Source organism: Dactylosporangium sp. NPDC050588, assembly GCF_040654975.1.
Taxonomy (GTDB): Bacteria; Actinomycetota; Actinomycetes; order Mycobacteriales; family Micromonosporaceae; genus Dactylosporangium; species Dactylosporangium maewongense.
Window position 1 is genome coordinate 1 of the sequence record NZ_JBFAJA010000088.1, and the last position, 26,339, is coordinate 26,339.

Consider the following 26,339-nt stretch of genomic DNA (forward strand, 5'->3'; position numbering starts at 1 on the left):
TCGTCCGTCTTCTTCGCGACCTCCTTGACCAGCTCGGCGCCGATCTTCTCGTAGGGGTCCTCGAGCTCGATCTCCTTGGCGATGCTCACACCATCATTGGTGACGGTGGGCACCCCGTAGCCGGTGTCCAGCACGACATTGCGGCCGCGCGGTCCGAGCGTCACCTTGACGGCGTCGGCGAGGGTGTTCATGCCCCGCTCGAGGCCACGGCGGGCGTCTTCCCCGAACGCGATCAGTTTTGCCATCTGTGTCGTCCTTCACGTATCGCGCCGGATGTCCGGCACTGTTCGGACCGACCTGCGATGGCTACGGCTGCGTCGCCCCGGAGCTGCATCCCATTCGGCTTAGCACTCGCATGTCCCGAGTGCTAAGTCCAGTGCAGCACTCATCGGCCCGGATCACAAGCCCGGCCGGGCGGCGCGGCGCCCGTCGCCGATCAGGCGTACCGTTGGCCGAGTCGCCCGGTCTCGGGCGACTGCCGGCACAACCGCACCGCGAAGGCAGCCATGATCATCGCAAAGTCCAACGTCCTCGCCGCACTCCGCAGCCGAGGTCAACATGATCGCGCCGCCTGGGTCGACAGGTCCCTGCCCGAAGACATCGACACAGCCCGAAACGCGGGACTGCTCGACCTCCTCGCCCTCGACGTGGCGAGCATGACCGGCAAGGCACACGCCGCGCCGCGGTAGGCGCCACCGCAATCCGACGACGGCTGGGGAGCGTGGCACGCGTGGAGTTCGACGTGACGGTCGAGAGTCCGAAGGGGACCCGCAACAAGTACGAGATGGACCGGCCCACCGGCCGGATCCGACTGGACCGCACCCTGTTCACCGCCACCCAGTACCCAGAGGACTACGGCTTCATCGAGGACACCCTCGGCGAGGACGCTGACCCGCTCGACGCGCTCGTGCTGACGCGCGAGGCGACGTTCCCTGGCTGCCAGATCCGCTGCCGCGCGTTCGGCATGTTCCGGATGCGCGACGACAAGGGCCCGGACCCGAAGGTGCTCTGCGTCCCCACCGCCGATCCACGCCTGACCTACCTCCAGGACCTCCCGGACCTGGATCCGTTCCACAAGCTGGAGATCCAGCACTTCTTCGAGATTTACGAGGACCTCGAGCCGGGCAAGGCCATCGACGCCGAGCACGGCATCTGGGCGGACCGGGCGGAGGCCGAAGCGGAGGTCACCCGGTCCCGCCTGCGGGCCGCGAGCAACGCCCGCACGGCGCGGCCGCACGCCGGGTAGGCCGCGCCGCCGACGCAGCAGGTGGCGACCGCGGGACGGCAGACGTCACTGCGGGCCGGCGACCGCCGGGCGGCGACCGTCCGGCGGCCGCAGCAGGTCGTTGAGTTCCGAGCTGAGATGCTGGTCGTAGACCGCAACCGTCGCCATCCGGGGGCTCGCCTCCCGCGCCTGCTCGCCGGCGCGCCGGTCAGCGATCGCGAAGAGCCATGCCTGCGCGTCCGCGTGCCACCGCTGCGACACCGGCGCCAGCAGCCACACCTCGACGAAGACCGCCCGCGTGACGCACACCGCGGCCACGTCGTCCAGCCCGGGACGAATGTGAGCGAGGATCTGGTGCACCATCAGGCGGTACAGCCCGGCAGCGCAGCCGGGTCGCCGTCGGCGATCTTCCGGACGAGCCTGTCACAGGTTGCCGCGACGGCGATCGGACCGGCATGACCGCCGATCATGAGCCCTCCTGCGGTGGACGAGGTGTCGATACCACCGGGGTCCAGAGCGGCTGTGGTAGCGACCGTACGCCGCGACGCACGCGTGCCGCCACCCGCATAGCGTCAGCGCCGATCGATGATCTGGGCGGCCGGTGCGCGGCGCGGCCCCGGCGGTGGCATACCGGCCCGGCCGAGGCGCAGCAGCAGGTACGGGTAGCCCACGCAGCCGATCATCATCTGGACGGCCTGCCGCGTGGCAACCACCTCGACGGCCGCGCTCAGCGGCAGGACGGAGACGCCAGCGGCGGTCGCGGTCAGCCAGCCGGCGGACAGTGCCTCACCCGCGCGCAGCCAGTCCTCCGGCTCGTCGGTGTGGCCGTACAGCAGCACGAAGGTCGCGCCGGTGCCGTCGGTGAGGCCGGCCGGGCCCACGCCGGTCGCGCGGTCCCCCGATCCGACCGGCACGGGGCGGCCACCGGAGGCGACCCGGGCAAGCTCGAGCACCTCGTCGGGGTAGAGCACGTGCAGCGACGTCTCCTCCGCCCGCACCGCGAACGAAACGGCCCTGAGCTGCGCGGCCGCGATCGGCGCGCCGGTGACGGGGGTCCGGTCGGTGCGGCGCAGGGGCATGCTGTCCACGAGCGGTGCCTCGGCCGGTTCCGCCGGCGAGCGCTCCTTGAGCCGCAAGGACGCGAGCCGGTCCGGGTCGGCCCGGTCCGGCCGGCGGTTGATCGTGAGTCGCCAGCCGGCCGCCACCAGCGCGATCCGCGCGTGGTGCAGGGCTGCCCCGCAGCTGATGATCGCCAAGCGGCCGTCCGCGTCGACGTCGTCGTCGACGCAGGTGCGGTCGTGGTACAGGGACAGGGTGTTGCCGGTCAGCCGCCACCGCCACGGCTGGGAGTCGAGAATCGACGGCGCGAACCCGGCCGCGTTGGCTGCGGCGAGGAGCGCGTGGATGACGGCCTGGGCGCCGATCGGATGGATCGTCGCATCGCCCAGCGACGCGCCGCCGGCAGCTGGACCTGTCGAGTCGTGACGGCGATCGGGCCTGGGCTTGAACTGCATGACCTGCATCGGGCTGAGACCTCCGGACCAACGCCGCAGAACACGGCGGGTGCAGGCGAGAAGGAGTAGTCGCCCCGGCCACATGCGGCCGCATCACCACGGGCCGCGCAGCCAACCCTACGCCAGTTCGCGCGCAGACCCTATGATGCGCGCCCCTTCGTCCAGGGAAGAACGTCCGGAACACCGCCCCGTCAGCGTCGTGCGCCGTTCAGGCCCTCATCTTCCTGATGGCGCGCGAGGTGACGACATGCGCGGCGCGCGCTCGGTGACCGGATCCGCCGCCGAGCGGCTCAGGCGTTGAGGTAGGTGAGCACGGCGCGAACCCGGCGGTTGTCGTCGTCGGACGGCGGCAGGTCCAGCTTGGCCAGCAGGCTGTTGATGTGCTTGCTCACGGCCTTCTCGGTGATACCCAGCTTGGCCGCGATCGCGGAGTTGGAGCGGCCCTCGGCCATCTCGCCGAGCACGCCGAGCTCCCGCGCGGTGAGTACCGCGAGCGGCTCCCGGCGGGCGAGCAGCTGAGCGATCACTTCCGGATCCATGGCCGTGCCACCGCCGGCGACGCGGTGCACGGCGTCGATGAACTCCCCGATGTTGGACACCCGGTCCTTAAGCAGATAGCCGACGCCGCCGTGCGGCGTGGCCAGCAGTTCGCGCGCGTAGAGGGGCTCCACGTGCTGGGACAACATCAGCGTCGGCAGTCCCGGTATCCGGCTCCGGGCCGAGATCGCCGCCTGCAGCCCTTCGTCGGTGAACGTCGGCGGCAACCGCACGTCGATGACGGCGACGTCGGGCCGGTGCTCGACGAGCGCGGGCAGCAGGGCCGGCCCGTTGTCGACGGACGCGACGACGTCGAAGTCGAACGCCTGCAGCAGCCGCGTCAGCCCGTCCCGGAGGAGGGCATGGTCTTCGGCAATGACAACGCGCACGGCAGCTCCATGGTGATGACGGTGGGCCCCGACGGCGGGCTCGACAACGTTACGGTGCCGTCGAACGCGGCGAGACGGCGCTCGATGCCGCGCAGCCCCGAGCCGCCCGCCGGGTCGGCGCCTCCGACACCGTCGTCGGTGACCACGATGTTCAGCGCCCCGCCCGCATACCCCATGACCACTGATCCGTGCCGGGCTTGGCTGTGCCGGACCAGATTGGTCAGCGTCTCTGCGACGGCGAAGTACGCCGCGGACTCCACCGGCGTGGCCGGGCGCCCCGGCAGGTCGACCTCGACCGAGATGTCCACCGGCAGCCCGATCGCGAGCGCGCGGACGGCCCCGGCCAGGCCCCGCTCGGCCAGGACGGGCGGATGGATGCCGCGGACGAGATGGCGCAGCTCGACCAGCGCCGCGCCGCTGGACTCGCGGGCCTCGACGAGCAGCTTGCGAGCGTCGGCGGGGTTGCGGTCGAGCAGCTCGTCGGCAAGGCCGATCACCATGCTCAGCGAGACCAGTCGCGCCTGGACGCCGTCGTGCAGGTCCCGCTCGATGCGGCGCAGCTCCGCCGCCTGGGCGTCGACCGTGTCGGCCCGGGTCACCGTCAGCTGGGTGATACGCAGCCGGAGCTCGGCGTTCTTCGTCGGCGCGAGGAACAGGTGCGCGAAATGGGCGTCGACCCGGCGCAGCCAGGGCGCCACCGACAGGCCGGTGGCCAGGAAGGCCGCGCCCTGCGGTAGGCACAGCAGGCCTGCGCCGACTGACTCGACGGACCAGATCACGCCGTAGCCGTACCAGCCGGTGCCGAGCCAGATCCACAGCGGCGTCAGCGTCAGACCGGCGATCCCGTAGAGCGGCACGAGTACACCGGCGGCCCCGAGTCCGAAGCCGACCAGGGCCCCCGGCACGAGCCAGGCGAGGTCGCGCCAGGTGGCCGGGTCCGTCACCGTCCACCGGAAGCGTTGCCAGCCGCCGGGCAGCGCCCGCTCGGGCGCCGGGTGGTAGGGGCGTCGCACCAGCACACCGGTCCGCGACGCGCGCCGGCGCTCCAGGTCCGCGCGCATCCGCACCAGGCTCATCGCCCAGGGAGTGAGCGCCAGGCCGAGGAACGGCACCGGGCTGAGCGCCAGCGCGACCACGGAGATGAGCAGCAGCGGCAGGTTGGTGAACGCCAGGCCGACGGCCGCCAGGGCGGACAGGACGCCGCGCATGCCCTGGCCGGCCCATCGACGCACCGGTCTGCCGGTCCCGCTCACGTTTCCATTCTGCCAGTCGCGGGTGCGGCCCAGCGGTGGTGACGGGGGTGCTACCACCCCCGTGCCGGGGAACCTGGCGCTCCTGACGAAGCTGCCAGCGCCAGGTGTACTGGACATATGACGATCACGATGACGCCGCGGGCGCCGTCCGGCAGCGACTTCGCCGTCCTGGCCCGGCGGATCAATCAGGCGGGACTCATGCAACGCCGGCCCGCCTACTACGCCGCCCGGATGGGCGTCGTCACGCTGATGCTGCTCGGCGGGTGGACCGCGTTCGTCCTGATCGGCTCGTCATGGTGGCAGCTGGTGACCGCCGCCGTCCTCGCGGTCACGTTCACCCAGGTCGCCCTCCTGGCCCATGACCTGGCGCACCGCCAGGTGTTCCGCACCAAACGGCCCAGCGAGCTCGCCGGGCTACTGGCCGGCAACCTGGCGGTCGGCATGAGCTACGGCTGGTGGATGGACAAGCACACCCGCCACCACAACAACCCCAACCACGACGACCTCGACCCAGACGTCGCTCCCGAGGTGCTCATCTGGGCAACCGAATCGGCCGTCGGCCGGCGCGGACTGGCTGGCTTCATCACCCGGCACCAGGCCGGCCTGTTCTTCCCGCTGCTCACGCTGCTCGCGATCGACCTGAAGGTGTCCAGCGTCAAGGCCCTGCGCCGCAGCGGGATGAAGCGCCGCCGGCTGGAGATCGCGCTGCTCGTACTGCACGCGACGGCCTACCTCACTGCGCTGCTGACCGTCCTGTCCCCGCTGCAGGCCGTCGCCTTCCTCCTCGTGCACCAGGCGCTGTTCGGCGTGTATCTGGGCATGACGTTCGCGCCGAACCACAAGGGCATGCCGCACCCCTCCGGCGACGAGGACTTCCTCCGCAAGCAGGTGCTCACCTCGCGCAACGTGCGTGGCAGCCGGCTGACCGACGCGGCGCTCGGCGGCCTCAACTACCAGATCGAGCACCACCTCTTCCCGGGCATGCCGACCCCGAGCCTCCGCCGGGCCCAGCCCATCGTGGAGGCGTACTGCGCCGACATCGGTGTGCCGTACGAGCAGACCAGCCTCGTCACCTCCTACCGGCAGGCCCTGCGGTACCTGCACGACGTGGGAGCGCCCGCCCGCACGGAGCACGCGGCCTGCTGACCGACGGGCGATCACCGCCACTCACGGCGCTGTTGCATTGAGCGATCGCGTTGATCGAGCGCCGGAAATTCTTCGTCGTGAGGTTCGTCTGGAGGGCGCTGTTGCATTTGCCGATCGGAGGGCGCGTTCAAGCGCGTGCCGGCCGGTCTTCAGATGGCGATGGCGAGTTCGGTGAACGCTGCGGCGACGCGCAGCCCGCGTGGGGCGTCGACGCCGAGTTCGTAGTGTCCGCGGCGGAGGTTCTGCATGAAGGCATGTCCGGCGATGATCGTCTGTGCGGTGCGGTCGGCCTGTAGCCCGCGCATCGGTCTGAGCCGGTGCTTGAGTTGGCTGTGGTCGGCTTCCACCCGGTTGTTGGCGTGGCGTTCGACGTGGTGCCACGCCGACGGGACCAGCTCATCGAGCACCGCCGGGTACACCGGTGCCGCGTCGGTGATCACCTCGGTGGGTCGCACCTTCAACGTGGCCATCGCCCGACGGAAGAACCGGCGTGCCGCCACGGCGTCGCGGCGGGCGGAGACGAGTACGTCGATGTCCTGGCCGTGCTGGTCGACGGCGCGGTACACGTACCGCCAGACGCCGTTGGCCTTGACATAGGTCTCGTCGGTGAACCATCTGTCGCCAGGTGCATGCCGGCAGAATCTGGCGGCGGCGGCCAGTAGCGGGGTGAAGCGTTGCACCCACCGGAAGATGGTGACGTGGTCGACCTCGACACCACGCTCGAGTAGGAGTTCCTCGACGTCGCGGTAGGACAGGTTGTACCGCAGGTAGAGCCGGACGGCGACCATGATGACGTCGGGTGGGAACCGGAACCCGGCGAACGCTGACCGCGGTGGCTGGACTGAACGCAGGCGGTTCGAGCGCTTCACCGTTCAAGCCTGCCTGACCAGGGCATCGATCAATGCAACGGACCCTTGGCTGATGTCGCCGGCGTGGCCGTCGTCGTTTCGACACACGGCGGGCACATACACGACAGGCGCAGCTGCTGAGCTGCGGGATGGCAGGCCCGCTGAGCAGGAGGCCGTGCCGCGATGAGTAGCTGTTACTCAGGCAGCGGCGGAGGCCGCGGTGAGACGGTGCCCGCATGCGAAGGACAACACATCGACGGACGCGGAAATGGATTGCCGCCATGACGGTGATGGCCCTGCTCGGGTCGAGTCTGACCACAGTGCTCACCGTGTTCGGCGGCCGGCCGCTGGCGGCTTACGCGGCTCAGCAGCCCGAACTGCCGAAACCCATGCCGGCTAACGACAAGCCGATCGTCGCGGCCAAGGGCGCCATCGGCTACGTTCCCGGATCCTGGGATGTCGCGCCCGAAGGGGCGTTCACCTACTCGATTCCACTCGATGTTCCGCAGGGGCGTGCGGGCATGCAGCCGTCGCTCGTGCTTACCTACTCCAGCGGCAGCGGCGACGGGACGCTCGGCATGGGCTGGCATGTCGCCGGAGCGAGCTCGGCGATCACCCGGTGCGGCAGATCCCTCGGCGTGGAAGGGAAGATCAGCCCGGTCGGCTTTGACGCAGGAGATGCCTTCTGCCTGGACGGGGAGAAGCTGATCCAGCTCGGTGCGCCGCCGCCGGGGTGGCCGCCCTTTCTGCAGGCGGAGTATCGCACCCGAACCGACTCGTTCGCGCAGATCACCTCGACGGTGACGCAGGCCGGCCTGCTCAGCGGGCCCGACGAGTTCGTGGTGCGCACCAAGTCCGGCCTGATCAGAACGTACAAACCGCAGACCGGCACCCGGGTCAGCTCGGGCGTCGGCTGGAACCCGAAACCGACCACGGGTGACGTAATGACCTCCACGTCCCGGGTGATGTGGTTGCTGGCCAGCGAGATGGACCGGTCGGGCAACGAGATCCAGTACGAGTACTCGGCCTCGACCGGGGCGCAGGGCAACGAGTATCTCCCCCTGCGCATCAGATACACCTTCCACTCGGTGAAGGGCAGCCCGCTGGCGGGGCAGCGATACGTGGAGTTCGGATACGAGACGCGCCCGGACAAGTCGTTCAGCTATGTGGCCGGGGTCAGGTTCAACCTCACGCAGCGGCTGAAGGCGGTCTCGATGTATGCGCCGAACCCGGGCGTAACGAGTTTGGCCTGGAAATACCAGCTCGACTACACACAAGACCTCGCCGGGCACAGCCTGCTGGCCTCCGTGCGCAAGTGCGGCGTGTCCGGTGGCTGCCTGCGCGCCAAGCTTTTCGGCTGGGATCCGGGCGGGCCGGAGTCTGCAGTCCCGACGTTCACCGAGGCCGATCTGGGCAACATGAGCCCGTTCAACCTGGGGCAGAGCCGATCTCCCATGATGCACGTGCTCGACCTCAATGGTGACGGCGCGGATGACATCGTGTGGACGCACGGCGGAACGTCCGATGCGGACAGTCCCGACTGGGCCAAGCTGGGCCGGCGGGATCCTGCGACCGGGGCCGTGCAGCCCTTGCACGACGACGTCCTGCTGACCGCAAACAATTCCCCGGCGTGGCCATCCAACGTGGATCTGGAAGCGAGCCGGCCGCTCGACCTCGACGCCGACGGCACAGGGTCCTTCTCGGCCCGCTATCCCGACGGATCGGGCAAGCACGACCGGGTGCTCAACTGGAGTGCCGCCCAGGGCCGGTTCGTCGAATCGGGGTCCACGTTGGACACGTCGGCGCCGACGACGCTGGCCGATATGGACGGTGACGGGAGGATGGACTACGTGACCGGGGTGTCGATCCGGCTCAACACCGGTGGTGCCTTCGGCGTGCCGATGCCGACGTCGCTCACGCTCGACGACGGCAACGGCGGCACATGCCCCGCGCCCAGGATCACCGACACCAACGGTGACGGGCGGGCGGAGCTCGTCGGCTTCGAGCATCTGCCGGGCGACCCGCCGGGTCAGTGCAATACCGAATACGTCCAAGGCCTCGACGTCAACGATCAGCCGGGCGCGCCGCAGCCGGGCTGGAGCGACGTCGGCGGGCTCGGCTATTACCACGCACTGCCGATGTTGCACTCGTACGGGCAGGTGATCGGCGACTGGAACGGCGACGGCCTCGAGGACTACCTGCTGCTCCCGACGACCGTCGACATGAATGGCAAGATCGTCGGAAGCCCGGTGCTGCTGTGGAACACCGGAGCGGGCCTGGCGGCCGGTGGCAGCCCCGCCATCTCCTACGACCAGCACGTCGATGTGCGGGTGTCCGATGTGAACAGTGACGGCCGCTCGGATCTGGTCACCTTCGGGCCGGGCGGTACGCGGGTGATGGTTTCGCTGGGCAACGGCGCCTTTGCCGAGCGCCAGATCGCCGCGGACGGGGGCGCGGCGGACGTGCACAACGGCCGGGCCACCTCGCGGGTCGGGGATTTCAACGGAGACGGTCGCGCGGATGTGGTGCGGATGGTGGGCACCCAGATGATGCTCCTCACCCAGAACGTGTCCTATCCCGACAGGCTGCTGACCGTGTCCGATCAGGACACCGCATGGGCGCGCCAGACGGTGACCTATGGCGATGCGTGGAGTGATCACATGGAGGCGCTGGGTGCCCAGGTCTGCGGGTATCCGCTGCTGTGCGGCCGGCGCGGCATGCCGGTGGTGCGCCGCGTGGTGTCCCGCGACTACCTGACCGACCCGGTCAATCCCGCCGACGGCTACTCGCTGTACTACTCCTATGAGGACCCGGTGGTTGACGTCCGCGGCTCGGGCTTCCTCGGCTTCGCCAGGATGCGGGTGTGGGATCCGCAGCGTCCTGCGGAGACCGTGCTCGACTATCCACATCGGACAAAGATCGACGGCAAGTACTACGCCTATGTGGACCGCCCCACGACGATCACCACAGCCGTGCCGCTGCTGCCGCTGCAGGGTGTGAGCCGCGCCCCGGCCACGGCCAACGCTCGGGTCAGTAAATCCACACTCACGTATCTCGTGCGGAACCTGCAGCCAGGCAACGCGCTGCCGGTCTACGTCGCCTATCCGCAGACCACCAGCACCCGTCAGTGGGAGCAAAAGGTGGACCTCACCTGGGGGTCGCTGGTCGGCAAACCGGTGACCGAGCACGTCACCGGCCTCGCCGAGCCCGCCTCGCCGGCAACCCGCGTCGATGAGACGTTCGGCTTCGACGACTACGGCAACCGGACGCAGTACACCCGCGCGGTCACCGGTGGATCAACGCAGACCGTGAAGACCGACTTCGACAACCGCCTGGCCGACTGGCTGATCAGCCTGCCCGTGCACGAGGAGACCACGTCCTCCGTCCCCGGCAACGTGCCGCCGCAGGTCACCCGGACCGTCGACAACGGCTACGACGCGCTGGGGCGGCTCGACACGACCTGGCTGGAGAAGAACAACCCCGACCCCGATGTGCGCCAGAGGGTCACGAGCGTCATCGACGCCTACGGCGTAACCCGGTCGACCACCGTCTCGGCTGACGGCCTGCCCGACCGCATCACCCACCTCGAATACACGCCGATGTTCGCGGGCCAGCCGAACGAGGAGATCTACACCTCGCAGCTCTGGTACGAGCACAACGTGGCGGCCTACCAGCCCTCGCAGTGGGCGATGGTGCAGCCGGCCTATGGCGCGACGGTGGCGAGCATGGACGCGAACGGGGTGCAGGCCACCGCGGTCTACGACGATCTGGGCCGGATCGTCAGCCGCGCTCACGACGGCGAGGCACCGGTGACGTACCTCTACGACAACCGCAACGATGCCGCAGGCGGGACCAATGGCACGATCACCCTGGCGCGCACCGGCATCGCGCCGCAACAGCCCCAGGACGTCGTGACACACACCGATGCCCTGGGCCGCACCATCTACGTCAGCAAGACCGCCTTCGGCGGCGGCGTCGCCGTCAGCACCTCGACCTATGACGTGCTGGGCCGGGTCGCCGAGCAGACTGCTCCTGCTCCCGGTGGTACCACGTCCTACACCTACGACGGGCTCGATCGGCTGCTGAGCACCACGCTGCCGGGCGGCGCAAAGGCGACGGTGAACCGGACCTTCTTCACGGCCAACGCCACCGACCCCAATGGATCGGTCTCCGACACCGTGTACAACGTGGACGGTGCGGTGGCAAAGACGATCGCGCACCGGGGCGGAACCTCGGTGACCGCCAATTACCAGTACGCCCCGTTCGGCCTGCTCTACAAGGCGATCGACGACAAGGGCCACCCCACGGTCTACACCTATGACGTGCGCGGTCGGCGCACGCAGGTGGATGATCCTGATCGCGGCAAGATCGCTGATTCCTACTTCGGCACGGGTGATCCCCGGTTGGAAACACATGTGTCGACGGGCAATGTGACCAAGTTCGAGTACGACGACCTCGGTCGCACCACGGTGAAGCACAGCGAGGACGGCGACACTGCCTACACCTATGACACCGCCCCGCACGGCATCGGCAAGCTCGCCTCGGCGACCAGCCCAGACCAGATCCAGGTGGCCTACGGATACGACGCCTCCGGCCGGGAGTCCACCGTGGACTACAAGGACCTCGCCAAGGGTACGAGCTATGGCATCGCCAAGGGCTACGACAGCTCGGGGCGACCGTCCACACTGGCCTATCCGGACGTGCCCGGGCGCAGCAGATTCACCACCCAGATCGGCTACAACAGCGGCGGCTTCGCCTCGACCGTCAGCGATGTGAGCTCGGGTGCCAACCTCGGCCTGCTCACCATGGTGAACTCGCGTCAGCCTAACGGCGCAGCCATCAGCACCAGCTTCCCGACGAGCTCAGGGCCGATGACGGAGACCGACACCTACGATCCGGTCACCGGGCAGCTCATCGGCGCCACCACGGCGACGGCCAACGCCAAGCTCTCCGACCTGTCCTACGCGTACTATCCCGACGGCCTGGTCAAGACCAGGAAAGATCTGCTGAACATGCGGTCGGAGGACTACGGGTACGACGGGCTGGGCGAGCTGACCTCGTGGTCGTTGACCTATGCCAACCAGCCCACGGCCACCACCTCCTACACCTACGACACGCTCAGCAACCTGACCGACATCACCCGCAACGGCGTACCCACCGAGCACCGGGACTACGGCAACGCAGCCGGAGGCCAGCCGCACACGCTGACCCGGACGACGCCTGCAGGCCAGAGCGCTGCACTGTCCACCTACGACGGTCAAGGAAGACAGACCTCGGGTGACGGCCGGGACTCGGTCACCTTCACCGCCTACGATCTCCCCAAGTCCGTCACGACAAGCGCGGGCAAGACGACCTACGCCTACGACGCCTTCGGCAACAAGATCAAGGAGACCGGCCCTGCCGGGGAGACCTTCTACGTGCCCGGGTATTTCGAGCACCGGACCACCGGCAACAGCAATCTCGACGTGTTCTACCTGCAGGGCCTCGACGGCCCGATCGGCCAGGTGCTCTACGACGGGTCCACAAAGCTCGAGTACGTGCTGCACGACGCCATCGGGTCGGCCACGGCCACCGTCGACGGCGGCGGAACCGTGATGCAGCGATTCTGGTACGAGCCGTTCGGCGGCCACACCACAGTGGACGGCACGCCATTGTCCACTGTGTCCAGTGAGCTGGCCCACCAGTTCACCGGGCAGGAAGCGCAGGACGCCCTGCACCTGATCGATATGAAGGGGCGGCTCTACGATCCGGCCCAGCACGTCTTCCTGACCACCGACCCGCTGGGCAGCAGCGGCAACAATCCTTATAACTACGCGTACAACAGCCCGCTGAGCTTCACCGACCCCACCGGGTACCGGCCCTGCGGGGACGGTGACCTGCTGGGCCCGGACAACTACGACCCGGCGGAGTGCACCCGCCACGGGCTGGCCCAGGGGCCGGAGAACCCGGATGCCTGGTTCACCGCGCCGATCATCGGCGACAACTCCGGCAGCGACGCGGACAAGTTGTGGTCGCAGGCCAATGCGGCCGACCGGGCTGCGGCGCTTCAGGCGGCGCGGTCGGACGCCGCCGGGTACCAGCCCGCCAGTGGGCCGGCGACCCCGGCGCCCGGCGGCGGCACCGGCACGATCAGCTCCTCGGACCTCGCGTTCTACCTAGCGATGGCGGCCATCTATGGCGGGCAGAACGGCAACCCGGTGATGACCGACAGCACCCTGGCCGATGCGCTGAGCCAGCTGCGGGAGCTCGACCCCGACATCGAGCTTGCCTCACACAGCCCGGTGTCACCCGCCTACGATCAGGAGAAGTGCCTGGCACAGCGGCGCGCCGAGGCGCTGAAAGCGGTCGTGGTCATCGCTCTGGTGATCGTGTCCATCCTGCAGCCCGAGCTCGCACCGGCGGCACTTGGCGCGGCAAGCGTCATGATCCCGCTGCACGAGATCGACTACTGCAACTCCGAGATCCTCTGGCACTACACATCGCAGGCGAACAAGGAGGCCATCGAGCGAGCCGGTGTCATCAACATGGGCAGCGGTGGAAGCGGCCCGGGCGTCTACGTCACCAACGTCGAGCCCGGCACGATCACCGACCCGGCGCTGCTGGCCCAAATCCTGTGGCCCGGTGACACCACAAAAGGGCCGGCCTTCACCGAATGGGCCTTCGGCATCGAGACCCAGGGCCTGCCCGTCACGGGCATCGGCCTCGGCGGCGGGCACGAGTACGTCATCCGTGCCCCCGTGCCCTTCACCCACTGGGTGAAGGTGGTGCCTGGCCCGTGATCACCGGCAGTGGGCATGCTCCGGGATCCGGCAAGCAGCCCAGATGCTGCTGCCGGACGGCAGACCGGTACCGATGAGCAGCACCTGGGCGCTGCCGGCCAACCCCGGCACCGGACCGATGTCGTACGCGGTCGACGGGTTCCCCGCGAACACGTGCTACTTGGTCAGCGTCTACGCGGTGCAGGACGGCGGCGTGCACTCGCAGGCCGCTACCGGCAACGCCCGCACCGCCGAGTACTGAACCTCCGGCACAGCAACGGCGGCACCCGGCCGGTCGGCTGACCTACCGGGTGCCGCCCCGCGTCCGGTGCGGTCTCGCCCGGGGGCACCGCGGTCTCCCTTTGACGTCGCGTGGGAACGGCGTGCGTTCTCGCGGTCACCCGAAAGCCGATGACCCCTCCCTGTCACGCTGATGGGGTCTGTTGCGTTGAGCGTTGGCATGATCGACGTCAGACTCGACCAGTGAAGTCGTCGCCCTGCTCGCGTCCGTGGCTGCCCGCGAGGTCGGCGTTCGCCGGGTTCCGGTTCCCCCGGAGGTGATCGTGGTCGCCGTGCGGTGACCTACGTCAAGGTCGGCGGGGTGTGGCGATACGTGTACCGGGCGGTCGACCAGCACGGCAGGTCATCGACGTGCTCGTGTCCGCCAGCCGCGACGCCGCTGCGGCCCGCAAGTTCTTCCACCGGGCGCTGTCGACGTGGAAGGTGACACCGTCGGAGGTCGTGACCGATGCCGCAGCGGTTTACCCGGCGGTGCTGGATGAACTGGTCCCGCAGGCGTGGCATCACGTAGAACGCCACGCCAACACCTCGATCGAGGCCGACCACAGCCAGCTCAAACACCGGTTGAGACCGATGCGTGGACTCCAGACCGACAAGACCGCTCAAGAGAGATCGAACGACGCGAGGCCCCGCTCAACCCGCGGTACCGGGACGTGAGACGGGGAGGACCGGGCTGTGCCCGGCCCTCCCCATTGCATTATCCGGTTTTAGTACTGCAACGACAGGTTGTGATGATGCCCGCGTCGCTTGTAGTGGCTGATGCGGGCGCGGGTCTGGCTGATCCGTCTCCAGGTTGACCAGTGCACGTCGTGTGCGATAACGCGCGTCAACGGGGCTGTGATCCGGTTGAAGAGTCGTCGGATCTCGTTACTGGACAGGGGAATCAGTGGTTCGCCGTCGCCGTCAGCGGCTTCCCTTTTGGCTCTCCTGCCGCTTCTGTGGGTGGTGCGGCGCGTCGTGAATAGCGCACGCCTGGGTGGTGTTCACGTTGGGTGTGGGGCGGCGGCCCCACAGGACGCGGGCCACGATCGCCGGGGCGAACAGGGTCGGCGGCGCGGCCACCAGGTTGGCGACCCGCAGGAACGCTCGGCCGACCACCGGGTCGTGCTCCGCGGCGCGGCAGACCCGGCCGATGTATGCGTTGATGAGTTTCGTCTTGCGCGTGCGGACGCCGTCGACGTGGGCGAAGCGCAGGTCGCCGCCGACGGCGATCTCCCACGGTGCCCGGAGCAGCCGCGCTGTGCGGGCGTAGAACCGCCGCGGCAGGCCCCGGCGTCCGCGGGCCAGGCAGTCGCGCAGGGCTAGGGCCTCGGCGGCGGCGACGGTTATGCCCTGCCCGTATGCCGGGTTGAACGAGCACATCGCGTCGCCGACGGACACGAACCCCTCCGGCAGTTGGGTGAGGCGCTCGTAGCGGCGCCGGACGCTGACGGGTAGCCGCATCCGGTGCGGCGGGCCGAGCGGCTCCGCGCCGGAGATCAGGTCATGTACCCGCCGGTCGGGCAGCCGAGCGGTGAAGGCGACGAACTCGTCGACGTCGCTCGGCAGCGTGATACCCGGGCCGCAGCCGAGGAGGGTGACCTGCCGGCGGTCGCCCTCGACGTTGATGGCCACGACTCCGTAGGGCTGGCCCGGCCACGGGCTCTGCGCGATCGCGGCGTGCGGCGCGTCGCCGGGCGTCCGGCGGAACTCGCGCGTCACGTACACCATGTTCGCGTCTACGGTCTCCTCGGGCGCCGGGTCGTACCCGAGCGCGGCCAGCCACGTCGGGCCGCGGTTGCCGCGCCCGGTCGCGTCGACGACGAGGTCGGCGTCGAGCTGCTGCACGGCGCCGCCCTTCGGCAGCACCCGAGCTCCGGTGACGCGGGTCCGGTCCGGAGTGCCGAGCAGGCCGACGGCCTCGTGCTGGGCCCGGATCTCGATGTTCGGCAGCGCTGTGACCCGGGCTCGAACGTAGCCCTCGATGGCGGGGCGGCTCAGGCACAGGCCGCGCAGTCCGGACTCGGCGTTGCGCAGCGGGTGCCCGTCGGTGATCCACAGGATGTCGCGCTGGACGTCGACTGGGACGCCGCCGAGCGCCACGGTGTCGGCTGTGAATCCGTCGAACAGCTCGGCGAGCGCCGCGTGGCCCGCGGCGAGCAGGCCGTGCCCGTGCTCGCCCTGCGGTACGCAGCGCCGTGGCGCCGCCGCCACCGGCAGCTCGTCGCGATCGATCACCGTTACCCGCGCGAACGTGTCGCTGAGTACCCGGGCGGCGAGCAACCCTGCGATGCTGGCGCCCAGTACGACGGCGTGGCCGGAGCGGTCCCTGCTTGTCATGGCGGCTCTCCTTGCGTCGGTGGCGAGCCGAACGCTCGCCTACCTCAAGCACAAGCCGGACCGGACCCCTCGCGCCTGAGCAACGGTTGCTCAGCCGTGGCGGTCGCTGAGCCGACTACTCAGCTGCGCTGTCGGGTTTCGTCCAGTCCGGGTCGTACGGGCCGTGTCATGCTGATCGGCATGACGCACGTTCGGGGCGTGTCGCGGCTGCGCGGGCCGGGTTGCCCCACAGTGGACGGTTGCTCGGCCCTGCGGCTGGTGGGTCCGGACGGGTGGTGTCGGTGGGCAGTGCCGTAGCGGCGTGGCCGTTCGTGAGCCGGCACCGGGAGCTGGAACGCATCGCCGATGCTCTCGCGGAGTCCGACCACGGTGCGGTGATCATCACCGGTCGCTCGGGGGTGGGCAAGTCGCGGCTGGCGCGGGAGGCGCTGCGGCGTGCCCGCGACGACGGGTGGCCGGTGCTACACGTGGCGGTCTCCGTCGCCGCGGCCGCGATCCCGTTCTCGGCGGTCGCGGCGCTGCTGCCGGTCGGCGCCGGGCTCGACGATCCTGTCGCGCTCCTCGTTGCGTGCCTCGAGCACCTGCGCGCGACGTTCGGCGGACGTCGCGTGATGGTCGGCGTCGATGACGCGGACCTGCTGGACCCGGCATCGACGGTCCTGCTGGGCCACCTGCTTCAGCAGCGCGCCATCTTCGTGGTGGCAACTGTGGCGGCCCCTGCCACGGCGCCGGAGCCGCTCGACGCGCTGTGGCGGGCCGGGCACGCTACCCGCATCGAACTCGGCCCACTTGACCGCGGCGCGTGCGAGCGGCTGCTGCACCTGAGCCTGCTCGGCCCGGTGACGGCCCCGTCCGCCCTGGCCCTGTGGGACGCCAGTCAGGGCAACGTCCTGTACCTGCGGGAACTCGTCCTCGGGGCTCTCGAGGACGGTGCGCTGGTCGGCACCGGCGGGGTGTGGACGTTGCGCGCCCCGCTACTGCCGGGCGCCGGGGTGGCCGCCATCGTCCGGCGTCGGCTGGCCGAGCTCCCCGCACACGACCGGCAGGTGCTGGACCGGCTGGCCGTCTGCGGTCCGCTCGGCGCCGACGACCTGGCGGAGCAGTTCCCGGCGGCCGACCTGCCGGGGCTCGAGGCCCGCGAATGGATCATGGTGCGTGTGGACGGGCGCAGGTACCAGATCGCCCTGGCCCACCCGCTGCACGGAGCGATCCTCCGCGAGGGTATCCCGACCCTGGCCGCCCGGCGGATGCTGCTCGACCAGATCGACCGCGTCGTCGCCCACGGGGCCCGGCGCGCGGCCGATCCGCTGCGGCTGGCGACGTGGCGGCTGGACGCGACGGGCGCCGGCGACGCGGCGCTGCTGGCCGAGGCCGCGGTCGCCGCCCGGGCCGCGCGCGACAACGCGCGCGCCAAGCGGCTGGCCGGCGCCGTCCTGCAGACCGGGCGGCACCTTCGCGCGAGCATCGTGCTGGCCGAGACGTTGGTGGACGAGGGAGACCCGGCCGAGGCCGAGACGGTGCTTGCCGCTGCGGAGGACCCGGGCGCGGACCCGCACACCTACACCACCTGGGCGGTGACCCGGAGCCTGAACCTGGCGTACCGGCTGGGCCGCCTGGACGACGCCGGCCGGATCCTGCAGGGCGCGGCCGACGTCGTCGGCGCCGACCGCGACGGGCGTTTCGTCGCCGCGCGGGCGCTGCTGTCGGCGTATGCCGGGCGCCCCCGTGCGGCGTTGGAGCTGGTGGGCTCGGTCGATCCGCCCGGCCGCGACGCCAGGCCGGGCGCGTCGCCGGGCCAGGCACTGGCCTGGCACGTGCGCTCGGCGAGCCTGGCCGAGCTCGGCCGGCTGGACGAGGCCGAGGAGCTGTGCCGGCTGGCGCACGACCGCCCGGAGGTGGGAGACGGACTGCCGCCAGCGGTGGTGCACCTCGCGGTCCTGGCCATGGTCCTGGACCTGCGTGGGCAGTTCGGCGCCGCGCTGGACGTCTGCGCGCAAGGGCAGGACGAGGCGGTCGCTGCCGGGGACCGGTCGCTGAGCGCAGTGTTCGCGACGGTTGCGGGTTGGACGCAGCTCGACCGGGGCGACGTCGCGGCGGCGATCGTCGCGTTCCGGGCGGCGCTGAGCGAGATCGGGCCGGTCGCCGCCTCCGATGCGGTCCGCAGCCCGGTGGCTGGCCTGGTGATGGCGACCGCGCTCGCCGGGGCCGTGGACCGGCCAGCGCTGGAGCGATTGACCACCGACCTCGACGCCGCCGCCTCCGACACCGCGGGCCCGGTCATCCAGCAGCAGCGCGCCCTGGCCTGGGTCGAGGCCCAGCACGGCAACGTGCCGGCCGCGTTGACCCGGCTGACCCGCGCGGCCGAGCGGTGCGCGCAGGTCGGTGCGTACACCCGCGAGTTCCGGCTGCTGCACGACGTGGTCCGGCTCGGCCGACCCGAGATCGTGCTGGACCGCCTCCGGAACCTCCCGTGGGCCAGCGAGATCACCGCGACGGTGCGGGCCCACGCCGAGGCCGCAGTCCGCGGCGACAGCACCGGGTTGCTGACCGCCGCGCACCGCTACGCCGACCTGGACGCGCTGCTCGCCGCCGCCGAGACTGCCACCCACGCCGCCGCCGCGGGCGACGGGCGGCTCCGATCGCGCGCCGGTGCACTGACCGTCCAGTGGCTGGCCCGATGCCCGGACGTGCGCAGCCCGGGCCTGCTGCGACCGGTGACCACGTCGCCGCTGAGCACCCGCGAACGCGAGATTGCGATCCTTGCCGCGAAGGGTCACGCCAGCCGGACGATCGCCGAGCAGCTGTTCCTGTCGATACGGACGGTCAACAACCATCTGCAGAACGCGTACACCAAGCTCGGGGTCTCCAACCGCGGTGAACTCGCCGCCGCGCTGCGACTCGGGCTGACGCCGGAGGAGGACGTGAGATGACACCGGAGCAGGTGAACCTGGTGCTGGACGGCATTGAGCGGATGCGACCGCGACTGCCGCAGATCGCCGACGCCTTCTACGCCGAACTGTTCGACCGCCACCCGCAACTGCGCCCGATGTTCCCGGCCGACCTGACCCGCCAACGCATCAAGTTCGCCGACGAACTGCACACCCTGGTGGTGGCGCTGCCCGACCTGCCGGCATTCCTCGCCAGCGCCGCCCGTCTCGGCAACCGCCACGCCGGCTACGGCGTCCGGGTGGCCCACTACAACCAGGTCCGCACCGTCCTGATCACCACGATCGCCGCCGACATGGGATCGACCTGGACCGCGGAACACGAACAGGCCTGGACGGCCGCCTACGACATGATCACCGAGGCGATGCTGCTCAACCTGCGCTGAGCAACGCCGTGCACGGAAATGAGCACGGCTTGCTCAGGCGCCCCGCGCCCCGTCGAAGCAAGCATGGGTGGCAGCGAAAGCCGTCACATCAGGGAGGTACACCATGAACATCCGCCGCGCCGGCGTCGTCATCGCCGGCCTCGTCCTCGCAGTCATCGGCCTGGCCAGCCCCGCGCACGCCGGCATCATCGTCCACGACACCGCATTTCCGCCCGGCCCGACCGTGACCGGCGACATCCAGCCGGTGACCTGGATCATCGGTCCGGACATCTGACGATCCCGATCTTCCCCCACTATCACGGCCCGTTCGCGCCCCCTGCGGACGGGCCGTCGGCAATCCGGGCAGGCGGGGTGTCTCAGCTTTCGCCACCCGGTCGAGAGGGCATCTGGTACCTGCAATCTCGCGTGCTGCTGCACGGTGGACACGGTGTTCGACGCGGCGAATCCGGTGTCGTGGCGCAGCCGCGTTCCGGTGATGGACCTGGGCGAGCACGTCGACGTGGCCGGCATGGTTGTCGGCGTGCACACGGGCGGAAGAATCTCACAGACAGATCGACGTCGGCGTGGCCGTTGTAACGTCGAGCCCGGTTGCGGTGCCGTTCACGGCGCAGTGCGGCGGGCTCGGTCAGGTGCGAGCACAGGTTTGCGCAAGGTCCGCCGGCCGAGCATGGGTAAGAAGCGGCCTCGGCCTCGTCGTGCGTTTACGGCGGGCGTTCAAGGCTGAGGTCGTGGAGTTGTGCCAGCGTGGGGATCGTTCGATTGCGCAGGTGTGTCGGGACTTCGATCTGACTGAGACGGCGGTGCGGGGCTGGGTCAAGCAGGCCGACGTCGACAGCCGTGCCAGCGTGAACCCTGCTGCTGTTCCGGCTGTTGGTGAGTTGACGTCGGACGAGCGAGCTGAGCTGGCCCGGTTGCGGCGGGAGAACCGCCGGTTGCAGGAGGATGTCGACATTGTCAAACGTGCGACGGCTTTCTTCGCGTTATTGCCATGATGATCGATGTCCGGTGGGGTTCGCTCATTTCTTCGCTGCCCTGGCCAGCGGCTGGTGGCTTGTCCCTGATGTGCGGCACTGCCGGACGCCCGCGCCCGAACCGGGAGTGGCTTGATAGGAGCCTGCTCACGCTCGAATAAGGCATGCCCTCTGGGTCGGGTCGCGGTGACTCACCGGCGGCGTCGGCCGACACCAGGTACCGCTGGCTCCGGCCACCGGGCTGCCAGCCGGATGCGTGGCGCACACCTGGTTACCGACGAGGACGCGCCCGCCCACCTCGAACCCGTCGTACACGACCGGCCCCGGCCACCCCGCGACCACCGCCCGGGTGGCCTGCAGGTCGAGCCCGAAGTTCCACTCCGGTGCGGACGGAGTGTCGGGCCGCCCGTGCCAGGTGTTGACGGCGTCGGTCCCGGCGGCGTTCCACGGGTTGTCCACGCTCAGGCTCCCACGTCCGCGAATGGAAGGAACACACCCGGTACTCCTGCATTGTCGGCTTACCGCGAGTGCTTCACCGTTCAAGGGGCGCGGCTGGAAAGTTTCAGGACTCGTCGTGTTCGCTGAGGCCGCGGTTTCCTCGCAGGTCGTTGGTTTTTCCTGGCCACCGAGTTGGTCCGGATTTCTACCGTTGCGGGCGAGCATTGACTTAAAGGTTTAAGTTAGCCACGTTCCATGGCACGTCGATTGACGATGACCTGTGGAACGAGGAGACCTCATGAGGCACCGAAGAGTGCTGCTGGCATCTGGCGCGGTGGGCGCGCTCGTGGCCGCCGCCGCCGTGGTCGTGACACTGCCGGCCTCGGCCGCGGCCGCCGGCTGCGCCGTCACGTATCAGAACACCAGTGCGTGGCAGTCGTCGCCCACGTCGGGCGGCTTCAACACCACGCTGGCGATCACCAACCTCGGTGACCCGGTCAGCCACTGGACCCTCACGTTCACGCTGCCCGCCGGGCAGACCCGCACCGGTGGCTGGAACGCGACGTTCACGGGCACCGCCGCGGTCTCCGCCACCGATGCGGGCTGGAACGGCGCCATCGGCACCGGCGCGACCAACGCGAGCGTCGGCCTGCAGGGCGAATGGACCAGGGCGACCGCCGGGTCCACCCCGCCGGCGCCGTTGCCGCAGCCGACGAACTTCGCCCTCAACGGGGTCGCGTGCACCGGCGGCACGACCAGCCCGAGCCCGTCGGCCAGCAGTTCGCCGGGCGGTAACCAGGCACCGGCGGTTGCCCTGACCAGCCCGACGGCCGGCCAGACGTACACAGTGCCGGCGACGGTCAACCTTACGGCCACCGCGAGCGACCCGGGCGGCTCGGTCGCCCGGGTCGACTTCCTCAACGGCTCGACGGTGCTCGGATCGGATACCACGCCGCCATACACGTATGCGTGGGCGAATGTCCCGGCCGGCACGTACTCGGTGAGTGCCCGCGCGGTGGACAACCTGGGCGCGAGCACGACCACCACCCCGGTCTCGATCCGGGTCAACCAGCCGAACACCGGCGGGGCGGCCCCGGCGCTGCACGTCAACGGCAACCACCTGGTGACCGCGGCCGGTGCGACGTACCGGTTGCTGGGGGTCAACCGGGCCAGCGCCGAGTTCGCCTGCGTGCAGGGCAAGGGCCAGTGGGACGGTGCGCAGCCGGATCAGGCCAGCGTCGATGCGATGAAGGCCTGGAACATCCACACCGTGCGGATTCCGCTGAACGAGGACTGCTGGCTGGGCACGTTCGGTACCCCCAGCGGCGCCACCTACCAGCAGGGCGTCAAGGCCTACGTAGACCTGCTCGTGGCCAACGGGATCACACCGATCGTGGAGATGCACTGGAACCACGGCGTGTACACCGGCACGTCGTCGGCCTGCGCGGACGCCACCGCCACCTGTCAGAAGCCGATGCCCGACGCGCAGTACGCGCCTACGTTCTGGACCCAGCTGGCCACCATGTTCAAGGGCAACAACGCGGTGATCTTCGACCTGTTCAACGAGCCCTACCCGGACGCGGCCAACAACTGGACGGACGCGACCGCAGCGTGGACTTGCCTGCGCGACGGCGGCACCTGTACCGGCATCGGCTACCAGGTGGCCGGCATGCAGAGCCTCGTCAACGCGGTCCGCGCGACCGGGGCCACCAACGTCATCATGGTCGCCGGCCTCACCTGGACCAACGACCTGACCCAGTGGCTGAAATATAAGCCGACCGACCCGGCCGGCAACATCATGGCCTCGTGGCACACGTACAACTTCAACGCGTGCGTCACCGTTGCCTGCTGGGACAGCCAGATCGGCGTGGTCGCCGCGCAGGTGCCCGTCGTGGCCGGCGAGATCGGCCAGAACACGTGCGCCCACGACTACATCGACCAGGTGATGGCCTGGGCGGACACGCACGGCGTCGGCTACCTGGCGTGGACCTGGAACCCGTGGGGCTGCTCCCAGGGCAACGTCCTCATCACCGACTACGCCGGCACGCCGACCGCCGGCTTCGGTGAGGGGTTCAAGGCACACCTGCTGACCCAGAACCCGTAGCCGGGTCGAGGTGACGGGCCGGGCCGCGACCCGGCCCGTCACACCGCTGCCGCGCCGCGGGCTACTTAAACGTTCAAGAACAGACGGCGTACCTTCTGAGGATGAACGCCCCCACGTTCGTCCGTGACCTCACCGTGCTCGCCGTCAACGAGCCGGCCGCCGTTCTCGGCATCGGTGGGGCGCGGCGGTGAAGCGGCCGACCATCGCCGAGATCGCGGCGCGGGCTGGCGTCTCGATCGGCGCCGTGTCGTACGCGCTCAACGGTCGGCCCGGCGTGTCCGCGAAGACCCGCCAGCGCATCCTCGACATCGCCGACGAGATCGGCTGGCGGCCGAGCGTCGCGGCCAGGTCGCTGTCCGGTTCTCAGGCCCACACCGTCGGCCTTATCGTCACCCGACCGGCGGAGACCCTCGGCGTCGAGCCGTTCTTCATGCGGTTCATCGCGGGACTGGAGCGCGAGCTGTCCGGGCGGCGCATCGCGCTGCTGCTGCAGGTCGTCGAGGACCACCGCGCCGCCATCGAGGCGATGCGACTGTGCTGGGCTGAGCGGCGCATCGACGGCATCGTGATCACCGATCTGTGGGCCGAGGACGCGCGAATCCCGGTCCTGGCGGAGCTGCAGATGCCGGCCGTGCTGGCCGGCCGCCCCCGGGCCGACACCCGGCTGCCCGCGGTCTGGACCGACGACTCAGCGGCGGTGGACTCGGCCGTCGACTACCTGGTGGCACTCGGGCACCGCCGTATCGCCCGTGTCGCGGGGCTGCCGGCGCTGGAGCACACGCAGGTGCGCATAGCGGCGTTTCGGGCGGCCGTGCACAGGCACGGCATCGGCGAGCCGCAGGTCGTCGAGACCGACTACACGTGGGAGGAGGGGGCCCGCGCCACCCGGACGCTGCTGTCCCGCCGCGACCGGCCGACCGCCGTCATGTTCGACAACGACGTGATGGCCCTCGCCGCACTCAACGTGGCACAGGAGATGGGAGTCGCCGTGCCCCAGGAACTGTCCATCGTGGGTGGTGACGACTCGCAGCTGTGCGTCCTGGTGCGGCCGGCGCTGACCGCTTTGTCCTGGGACATCCAGGCGTACGGCGCGCATACCGCGCGCGTCCTGCTGGAGACGATCGACGGTCGATCCCCCGCCTCGCACCAGGAACGGGTCGCCCGCCTGGTCGTCCGCGCGAGCACCGGCCCTCCACCCTCCTGACCCCATCCACACCCGCTGCCGGTCGGCCTCCGGCGCCGCGCGTGGGCACGGCGTCGGAGGCTTGACGTGAGCGTGGCACCGGTCGCGCCGGTGTGGCTCTCAGGCGATGGTGCGAGGATCTGCTGGATCTCGGGTACGGCATTGCAGAGGTGGCTGAGCGTCTCGGTCATGATCCGGCGACGTTGATGCGCTACTACTCCCGGGTCAGCGCCTGCCGCCGGCGGCAGAGCGCCGACGACCTCGCGGGGCTCATCGCGCCGGACTTCACTCCGGTCGCCGCGTCGCTGAGCGTATGAACGACAAACGCCAGCTCGGGACACTGGCCGGGCACCGGCGGCGAGGTGATTCGTGGACCCCTTTACTCGGCCGGTTTATGCTTGAGACGACCTGGGAGAACGTGCTTGAGCACGTCGCTGGGGCCTCCAACGACTGGGGGTCAAGGGGTCGTGGGTTCGAATCCCGCCGTCTGGACTGCGACAGCGGTTCCGCAGGTCGAAGCCCATCAAGCTTCCTGTTTTGTGCAAGACCCAACTGTCAGGGGTCAACCATGCCCCTACCGGGCCCCTTGACTCGAACAGGGCCCTGCGTTGTTCGCTGACGGGGAGCCGGGCATAGCTGTCGTAGCGCGTGCCGCAGGACGGGCGCGGTCGGCGGTCGTCCCACGAACGAAGCGCAGGCTGTACGCGTGGAGATCCCGACAAGATCGCCCCCTACGTCAACGCCCCCGAGCTCGGCGAGGCACCGAGCGGCACGCGCTGCGGCAAGGCCGGTTAGTGCGACAGCCGCCATCGCGACAGTGAGCCTCTTCCAACCTGATTTCGCAGTTCAGGTGGGCTTCGGACAGTAGGACATGGGCCGGTGTCGATGCATGTCGCGATCGACCGGACCCGCGGCCACAAGGACCGGCCGCACTACTCGGGCATCAAGCACAAGCGTCACGGGGTGAACGTGCAGGTCATCGCCGACCCGCACGGCCGGCTCATGTGACTGTCACCAGCGCTGCCGGGCGCGACGCACGACCTGACCGCCGCTCGCGCTCACGGCATCATCGCCGCGCTGATCGCCGCTGTTGTGGCGGCCCTCGCCGACAAGGCGTACCGCGGAGCCGGTGGCGCCGTCGGTGTGCCGTTCAACGGCCGCGACCTGCCGGAACGGATGCGGGACTGCAACAGCAGCCACAACCAGATCCGCAGGATCGGCGAACGCGCCAACGCCACCCTCAAGACCTGGCGGCTCCGCGCCAGCTGCGCTGCTGCCTGCAACGCGCAACCGCCCTGACCGCCGCGATCCTCGTCCTTCAACAGATCGAAGACCAGCATGGATGAGGTTGGAAAGGCTCAATGCCGAGCCGTCGCGACAACGACGAGCATTACGCCGCCGCGTAAGCCCTCGTCGCCAACTACCTGGGGCTGCGGACCCTGGTCGTGCTGCGCGACACCGGCCGCGGGCGGCGTGGTGCGCGGCAGCGCCACCCGCAAAGGCAACTCCTGGCTCCGCGGCGCCCTCGGCGAAGCCGCCGCCTCAGCCGGCCGCAGCAAAGACACCTACCTCCAGCCCGCTACCGGCGCATAGCCAGCCGACGCGGCACCAAACGCGCCGTCGTCGCCGTCGGCCCAGCATCCTCACCGCGACCTGGCACATGATCACCCACAACACCGACTACCACGACCTCGGCGCCGCCTACTTCCTCACCCGCACCGACCCTGCCCGACACGCCCGCAGACTCATCGGCCAGCTCAACCAACTCGGCTACCAGGTCATCCTCGACCCCATCCACTGAGGTTCATTTTCGACTCAGTCCCGCGGTCGGCACCCTCACCGCACCTGCAATCGCCGCACCCGCGGCGGCCGAAGCCGCCGAAGCCACTCTCCCCGAGTACGCTCCTGTTCCAGCGTCGGCGCTGGGCCCGGGCCTCAACGAGCAGGGGTACTACGTCGGGCAGGTGGAGCGGAACCTGTACTGGGTGACCGACGGCACCTACCAAGCGGCGTTCGCCGTGCC

General features: G+C 69.9%; 20 protein-coding genes and 3 pseudogenes. 15 read left to right on the top strand and 8 right to left on the bottom strand.

Annotated features, from left to right (window positions below; translation table 11 throughout):
- A partial coding sequence (locus AB0I21_RS44985; protein ID WP_360570196.1) for a TCP-1/cpn60 chaperonin family protein occupies positions 1-245 on the bottom strand: 245 nt, incomplete at its 3' end.
- 261 nt (positions 246-506) lie between these two features.
- Here AB0I21_RS44985 and AB0I21_RS44990 point away from each other — a divergent pair.
- The gene (locus tag AB0I21_RS44990) at positions 507-689 is read left to right on the top strand and encodes a hypothetical protein (RefSeq protein WP_360570198.1); all 183 of its coding nucleotides are present in this window, start codon (positions 507-509) and stop codon (positions 687-689) included.
- A 41-nt stretch (positions 690-730) separates the two neighbouring features.
- Positions 731-1,246: an inorganic diphosphatase gene (locus tag AB0I21_RS44995; protein ID WP_360570200.1), complete on the top strand. Its 516-nt coding sequence runs from the start codon at positions 731-733 to the stop codon at positions 1,244-1,246.
- A gap of 45 nt (positions 1,247-1,291) precedes the next feature.
- On the opposite strand, the gene AB0I21_RS45000 is transcribed toward AB0I21_RS44995, so the two are convergent.
- The 4 genes from AB0I21_RS45000 to AB0I21_RS45015 all read right to left on the bottom strand — a co-directional run bounded on the left by AB0I21_RS45000 (position 1,292) and on the right by AB0I21_RS45015 (position 4,918).
- A complete protein-coding gene (locus tag AB0I21_RS45000; RefSeq protein WP_360570202.1) occupies positions 1,292-1,588 on the bottom strand; it encodes a hypothetical protein in 297 nt (98 codons plus the stop codon).
- A gap of 209 nt (positions 1,589-1,797) precedes the next feature.
- Positions 1,798-2,748 carry a nitroreductase gene (locus AB0I21_RS45005; protein WP_360570204.1) on the bottom strand — a complete coding sequence of 317 codons (951 nt, stop codon included), beginning with the start codon at positions 2,746-2,748 and terminating at the stop codon, positions 1,798-1,800.
- 281 nt (positions 2,749-3,029) lie between these two features.
- Positions 3,030-3,665 (bottom strand): response regulator transcription factor, encoded by a 636-nt coding sequence (locus AB0I21_RS45010; RefSeq protein WP_360570206.1) that lies wholly within the window; start codon positions 3,663-3,665, stop codon positions 3,030-3,032.
- The gene (locus AB0I21_RS45015; RefSeq protein ID WP_360570207.1) at positions 3,617-4,918 is read right to left on the bottom strand and encodes a sensor histidine kinase; all 1,302 of its coding nucleotides are present in this window, start codon (positions 4,916-4,918) and stop codon (positions 3,617-3,619) included. Before AB0I21_RS45015 ends, AB0I21_RS45010 begins: the two co-directional genes overlap by 49 nt.
- A 117-nt stretch (positions 4,919-5,035) precedes the next feature.
- On the opposite strand from AB0I21_RS45015, the gene AB0I21_RS45020 reads away from it, so the two are divergent.
- Positions 5,036-6,064 (top strand): acyl-CoA desaturase, encoded by a 1,029-nt coding sequence (locus tag AB0I21_RS45020; protein ID WP_360570209.1) that lies wholly within the window; start codon positions 5,036-5,038, stop codon positions 6,062-6,064.
- A gap of 149 nt (positions 6,065-6,213) precedes the next feature.
- On the opposite strand, the gene AB0I21_RS45025 is transcribed toward AB0I21_RS45020, so the two are convergent.
- Positions 6,214-6,933 (bottom strand): IS6 family transposase, encoded by a 720-nt coding sequence (locus AB0I21_RS45025; RefSeq protein WP_360570211.1) that lies wholly within the window; start codon positions 6,931-6,933, stop codon positions 6,214-6,216.
- 260 nt (positions 6,934-7,193) lie between these two features.
- On the opposite strand from AB0I21_RS45025, the gene AB0I21_RS45030 reads away from it, so the two are divergent.
- The 3 genes and pseudogenes from AB0I21_RS45030 to AB0I21_RS45040 all read left to right on the top strand — a co-directional run.
- Complete coding sequence (locus AB0I21_RS45030; protein WP_360570213.1) at positions 7,194-13,691, top strand: FG-GAP-like repeat-containing protein; 6,498 nt, start codon at positions 7,194-7,196, stop codon at positions 13,689-13,691.
- A 73-nt stretch (positions 13,692-13,764) separates the two neighbouring features.
- Positions 13,765-13,932: a hypothetical protein gene (locus tag AB0I21_RS45035; protein ID WP_360570215.1), complete on the top strand. Its 168-nt coding sequence runs from the start codon at positions 13,765-13,767 to the stop codon at positions 13,930-13,932.
- Between the two features lie 318 nt (positions 13,933-14,250).
- Positions 14,251-14,576, top strand: a pseudogene (locus AB0I21_RS45040) (DDE-type integrase/transposase/recombinase); the annotation flags it as partial.
- 297 nt (positions 14,577-14,873) lie between these two features.
- Here AB0I21_RS45040 and AB0I21_RS45045 read toward each other — a convergent pair.
- Positions 14,874-16,289 carry a squalene monooxygenase gene (locus AB0I21_RS45045; protein WP_360570217.1) on the bottom strand — a complete coding sequence of 472 codons (1,416 nt, stop codon included), beginning with the start codon at positions 16,287-16,289 and terminating at the stop codon, positions 14,874-14,876.
- 281 nt (positions 16,290-16,570) lie between these two features.
- On the opposite strand from AB0I21_RS45045, the gene AB0I21_RS45050 reads away from it, so the two are divergent.
- The 4 genes and pseudogenes from AB0I21_RS45050 to AB0I21_RS45065 all read left to right on the top strand — a co-directional run.
- Complete coding sequence (locus AB0I21_RS45050) at positions 16,571-19,219, top strand: LuxR C-terminal-related transcriptional regulator (RefSeq protein ID WP_360570219.1); 2,649 nt, start codon at positions 16,571-16,573, stop codon at positions 19,217-19,219.
- Positions 19,216-19,620: a globin domain-containing protein gene (locus AB0I21_RS45055; protein ID WP_360570222.1), complete on the top strand. Its 405-nt coding sequence runs from the start codon at positions 19,216-19,218 to the stop codon at positions 19,618-19,620. The genes AB0I21_RS45050 and AB0I21_RS45055 overlap by 4 nt, the downstream gene beginning before the upstream one ends.
- Before the next feature lie 103 nt (positions 19,621-19,723).
- Positions 19,724-19,894 carry a hypothetical protein gene (locus AB0I21_RS45060; protein WP_360570224.1) on the top strand — a complete coding sequence of 57 codons (171 nt, stop codon included), beginning with the start codon at positions 19,724-19,726 and terminating at the stop codon, positions 19,892-19,894.
- A gap of 421 nt (positions 19,895-20,315) precedes the next feature.
- Positions 20,316-20,594: pseudogene (locus AB0I21_RS45065) on the top strand (transposase); the annotation flags it as partial.
- A 144-nt stretch (positions 20,595-20,738) separates the two neighbouring features.
- On the opposite strand, the gene AB0I21_RS45070 reads toward AB0I21_RS45065, so the two are convergent.
- Positions 20,739-21,050, bottom strand: coding sequence for a hypothetical protein (locus AB0I21_RS45070; RefSeq protein ID WP_360570226.1), 312 nt, complete (start codon positions 21,048-21,050; stop codon positions 20,739-20,741).
- A 277-nt stretch (positions 21,051-21,327) separates the two neighbouring features.
- Between AB0I21_RS45070 and AB0I21_RS45075 the strand changes: the two genes are divergently transcribed.
- The 5 genes and pseudogenes from AB0I21_RS45075 (at position 21,328) to AB0I21_RS45095 (ending at position 26,117) form a co-directional block, all read left to right on the top strand.
- Positions 21,328-23,133: a cellulase family glycosylhydrolase gene (locus tag AB0I21_RS45075; protein WP_360570228.1), complete on the top strand. Its 1,806-nt coding sequence runs from the start codon at positions 21,328-21,330 to the stop codon at positions 23,131-23,133.
- Positions 23,134-23,320: 187 nt separating this feature from the next.
- The gene (locus AB0I21_RS45080; protein WP_360570230.1) at positions 23,321-24,337 is read left to right on the top strand and encodes a LacI family DNA-binding transcriptional regulator; all 1,017 of its coding nucleotides are present in this window, start codon (positions 23,321-23,323) and stop codon (positions 24,335-24,337) included.
- Positions 24,338-24,486: 149 nt separating this feature from the next.
- A complete protein-coding gene (locus AB0I21_RS45085; protein WP_360570232.1) occupies positions 24,487-24,633 on the top strand; it encodes a hypothetical protein in 147 nt (48 codons plus the stop codon).
- 604 nt (positions 24,634-25,237) lie between these two features.
- Positions 25,238-25,662: pseudogene (locus tag AB0I21_RS45090) on the top strand (transposase family protein); the annotation flags it as partial.
- Between the two features lie 314 nt (positions 25,663-25,976).
- Positions 25,977-26,117, top strand: coding sequence for a hypothetical protein (locus AB0I21_RS45095; RefSeq protein ID WP_360570234.1), 141 nt, complete (start codon positions 25,977-25,979; stop codon positions 26,115-26,117).
- The last annotated feature ends 222 nt before the right edge of the window (positions 26,118-26,339 follow it).

What these genes read in the sequence shown, in the direction of transcription:
- AB0I21_RS44990 (WP_360570198.1), top strand. Translation starts at nt 507, where the DNA reads ATGATCATCGCAAAGTCCAACGTCCTCGCCGCACTCCGCAGCCGAGGT.
- AB0I21_RS45000 (WP_360570202.1), bottom strand. Translation starts at nt 1,588, where the DNA reads ATGGTGCACCAGATCCTCGCTCACATTCGTCCCGGGCTGGACGACGTG.
- AB0I21_RS45005 (WP_360570204.1), bottom strand. Translation starts at nt 2,748, where the DNA reads ATGCAGGTCATGCAGTTCAAGCCCAGGCCCGATCGCCGTCACGACTCG.
- AB0I21_RS45020 (WP_360570209.1), top strand. Translation starts at nt 5,036, where the DNA reads ATGACGATCACGATGACGCCGCGGGCGCCGTCCGGCAGCGACTTCGCC.
- AB0I21_RS45030 (WP_360570213.1), top strand. Translation starts at nt 7,194, where the DNA reads ATGACGGTGATGGCCCTGCTCGGGTCGAGTCTGACCACAGTGCTCACC.
- AB0I21_RS45035 (WP_360570215.1), top strand. Translation starts at nt 13,765, where the DNA reads ATGAGCAGCACCTGGGCGCTGCCGGCCAACCCCGGCACCGGACCGATG.
- AB0I21_RS45045 (WP_360570217.1), bottom strand. Translation starts at nt 16,289, where the DNA reads ATGACAAGCAGGGACCGCTCCGGCCACGCCGTCGTACTGGGCGCCAGC.
- AB0I21_RS45055 (WP_360570222.1), top strand. Translation starts at nt 19,216, where the DNA reads ATGACACCGGAGCAGGTGAACCTGGTGCTGGACGGCATTGAGCGGATG.
- AB0I21_RS45060 (WP_360570224.1), top strand. Translation starts at nt 19,724, where the DNA reads ATGAACATCCGCCGCGCCGGCGTCGTCATCGCCGGCCTCGTCCTCGCA.
- AB0I21_RS45075 (WP_360570228.1), top strand. Translation starts at nt 21,328, where the DNA reads ATGAGGCACCGAAGAGTGCTGCTGGCATCTGGCGCGGTGGGCGCGCTC.
- AB0I21_RS45095 (WP_360570234.1), top strand. Translation starts at nt 25,977, where the DNA reads ATGATCACCCACAACACCGACTACCACGACCTCGGCGCCGCCTACTTC.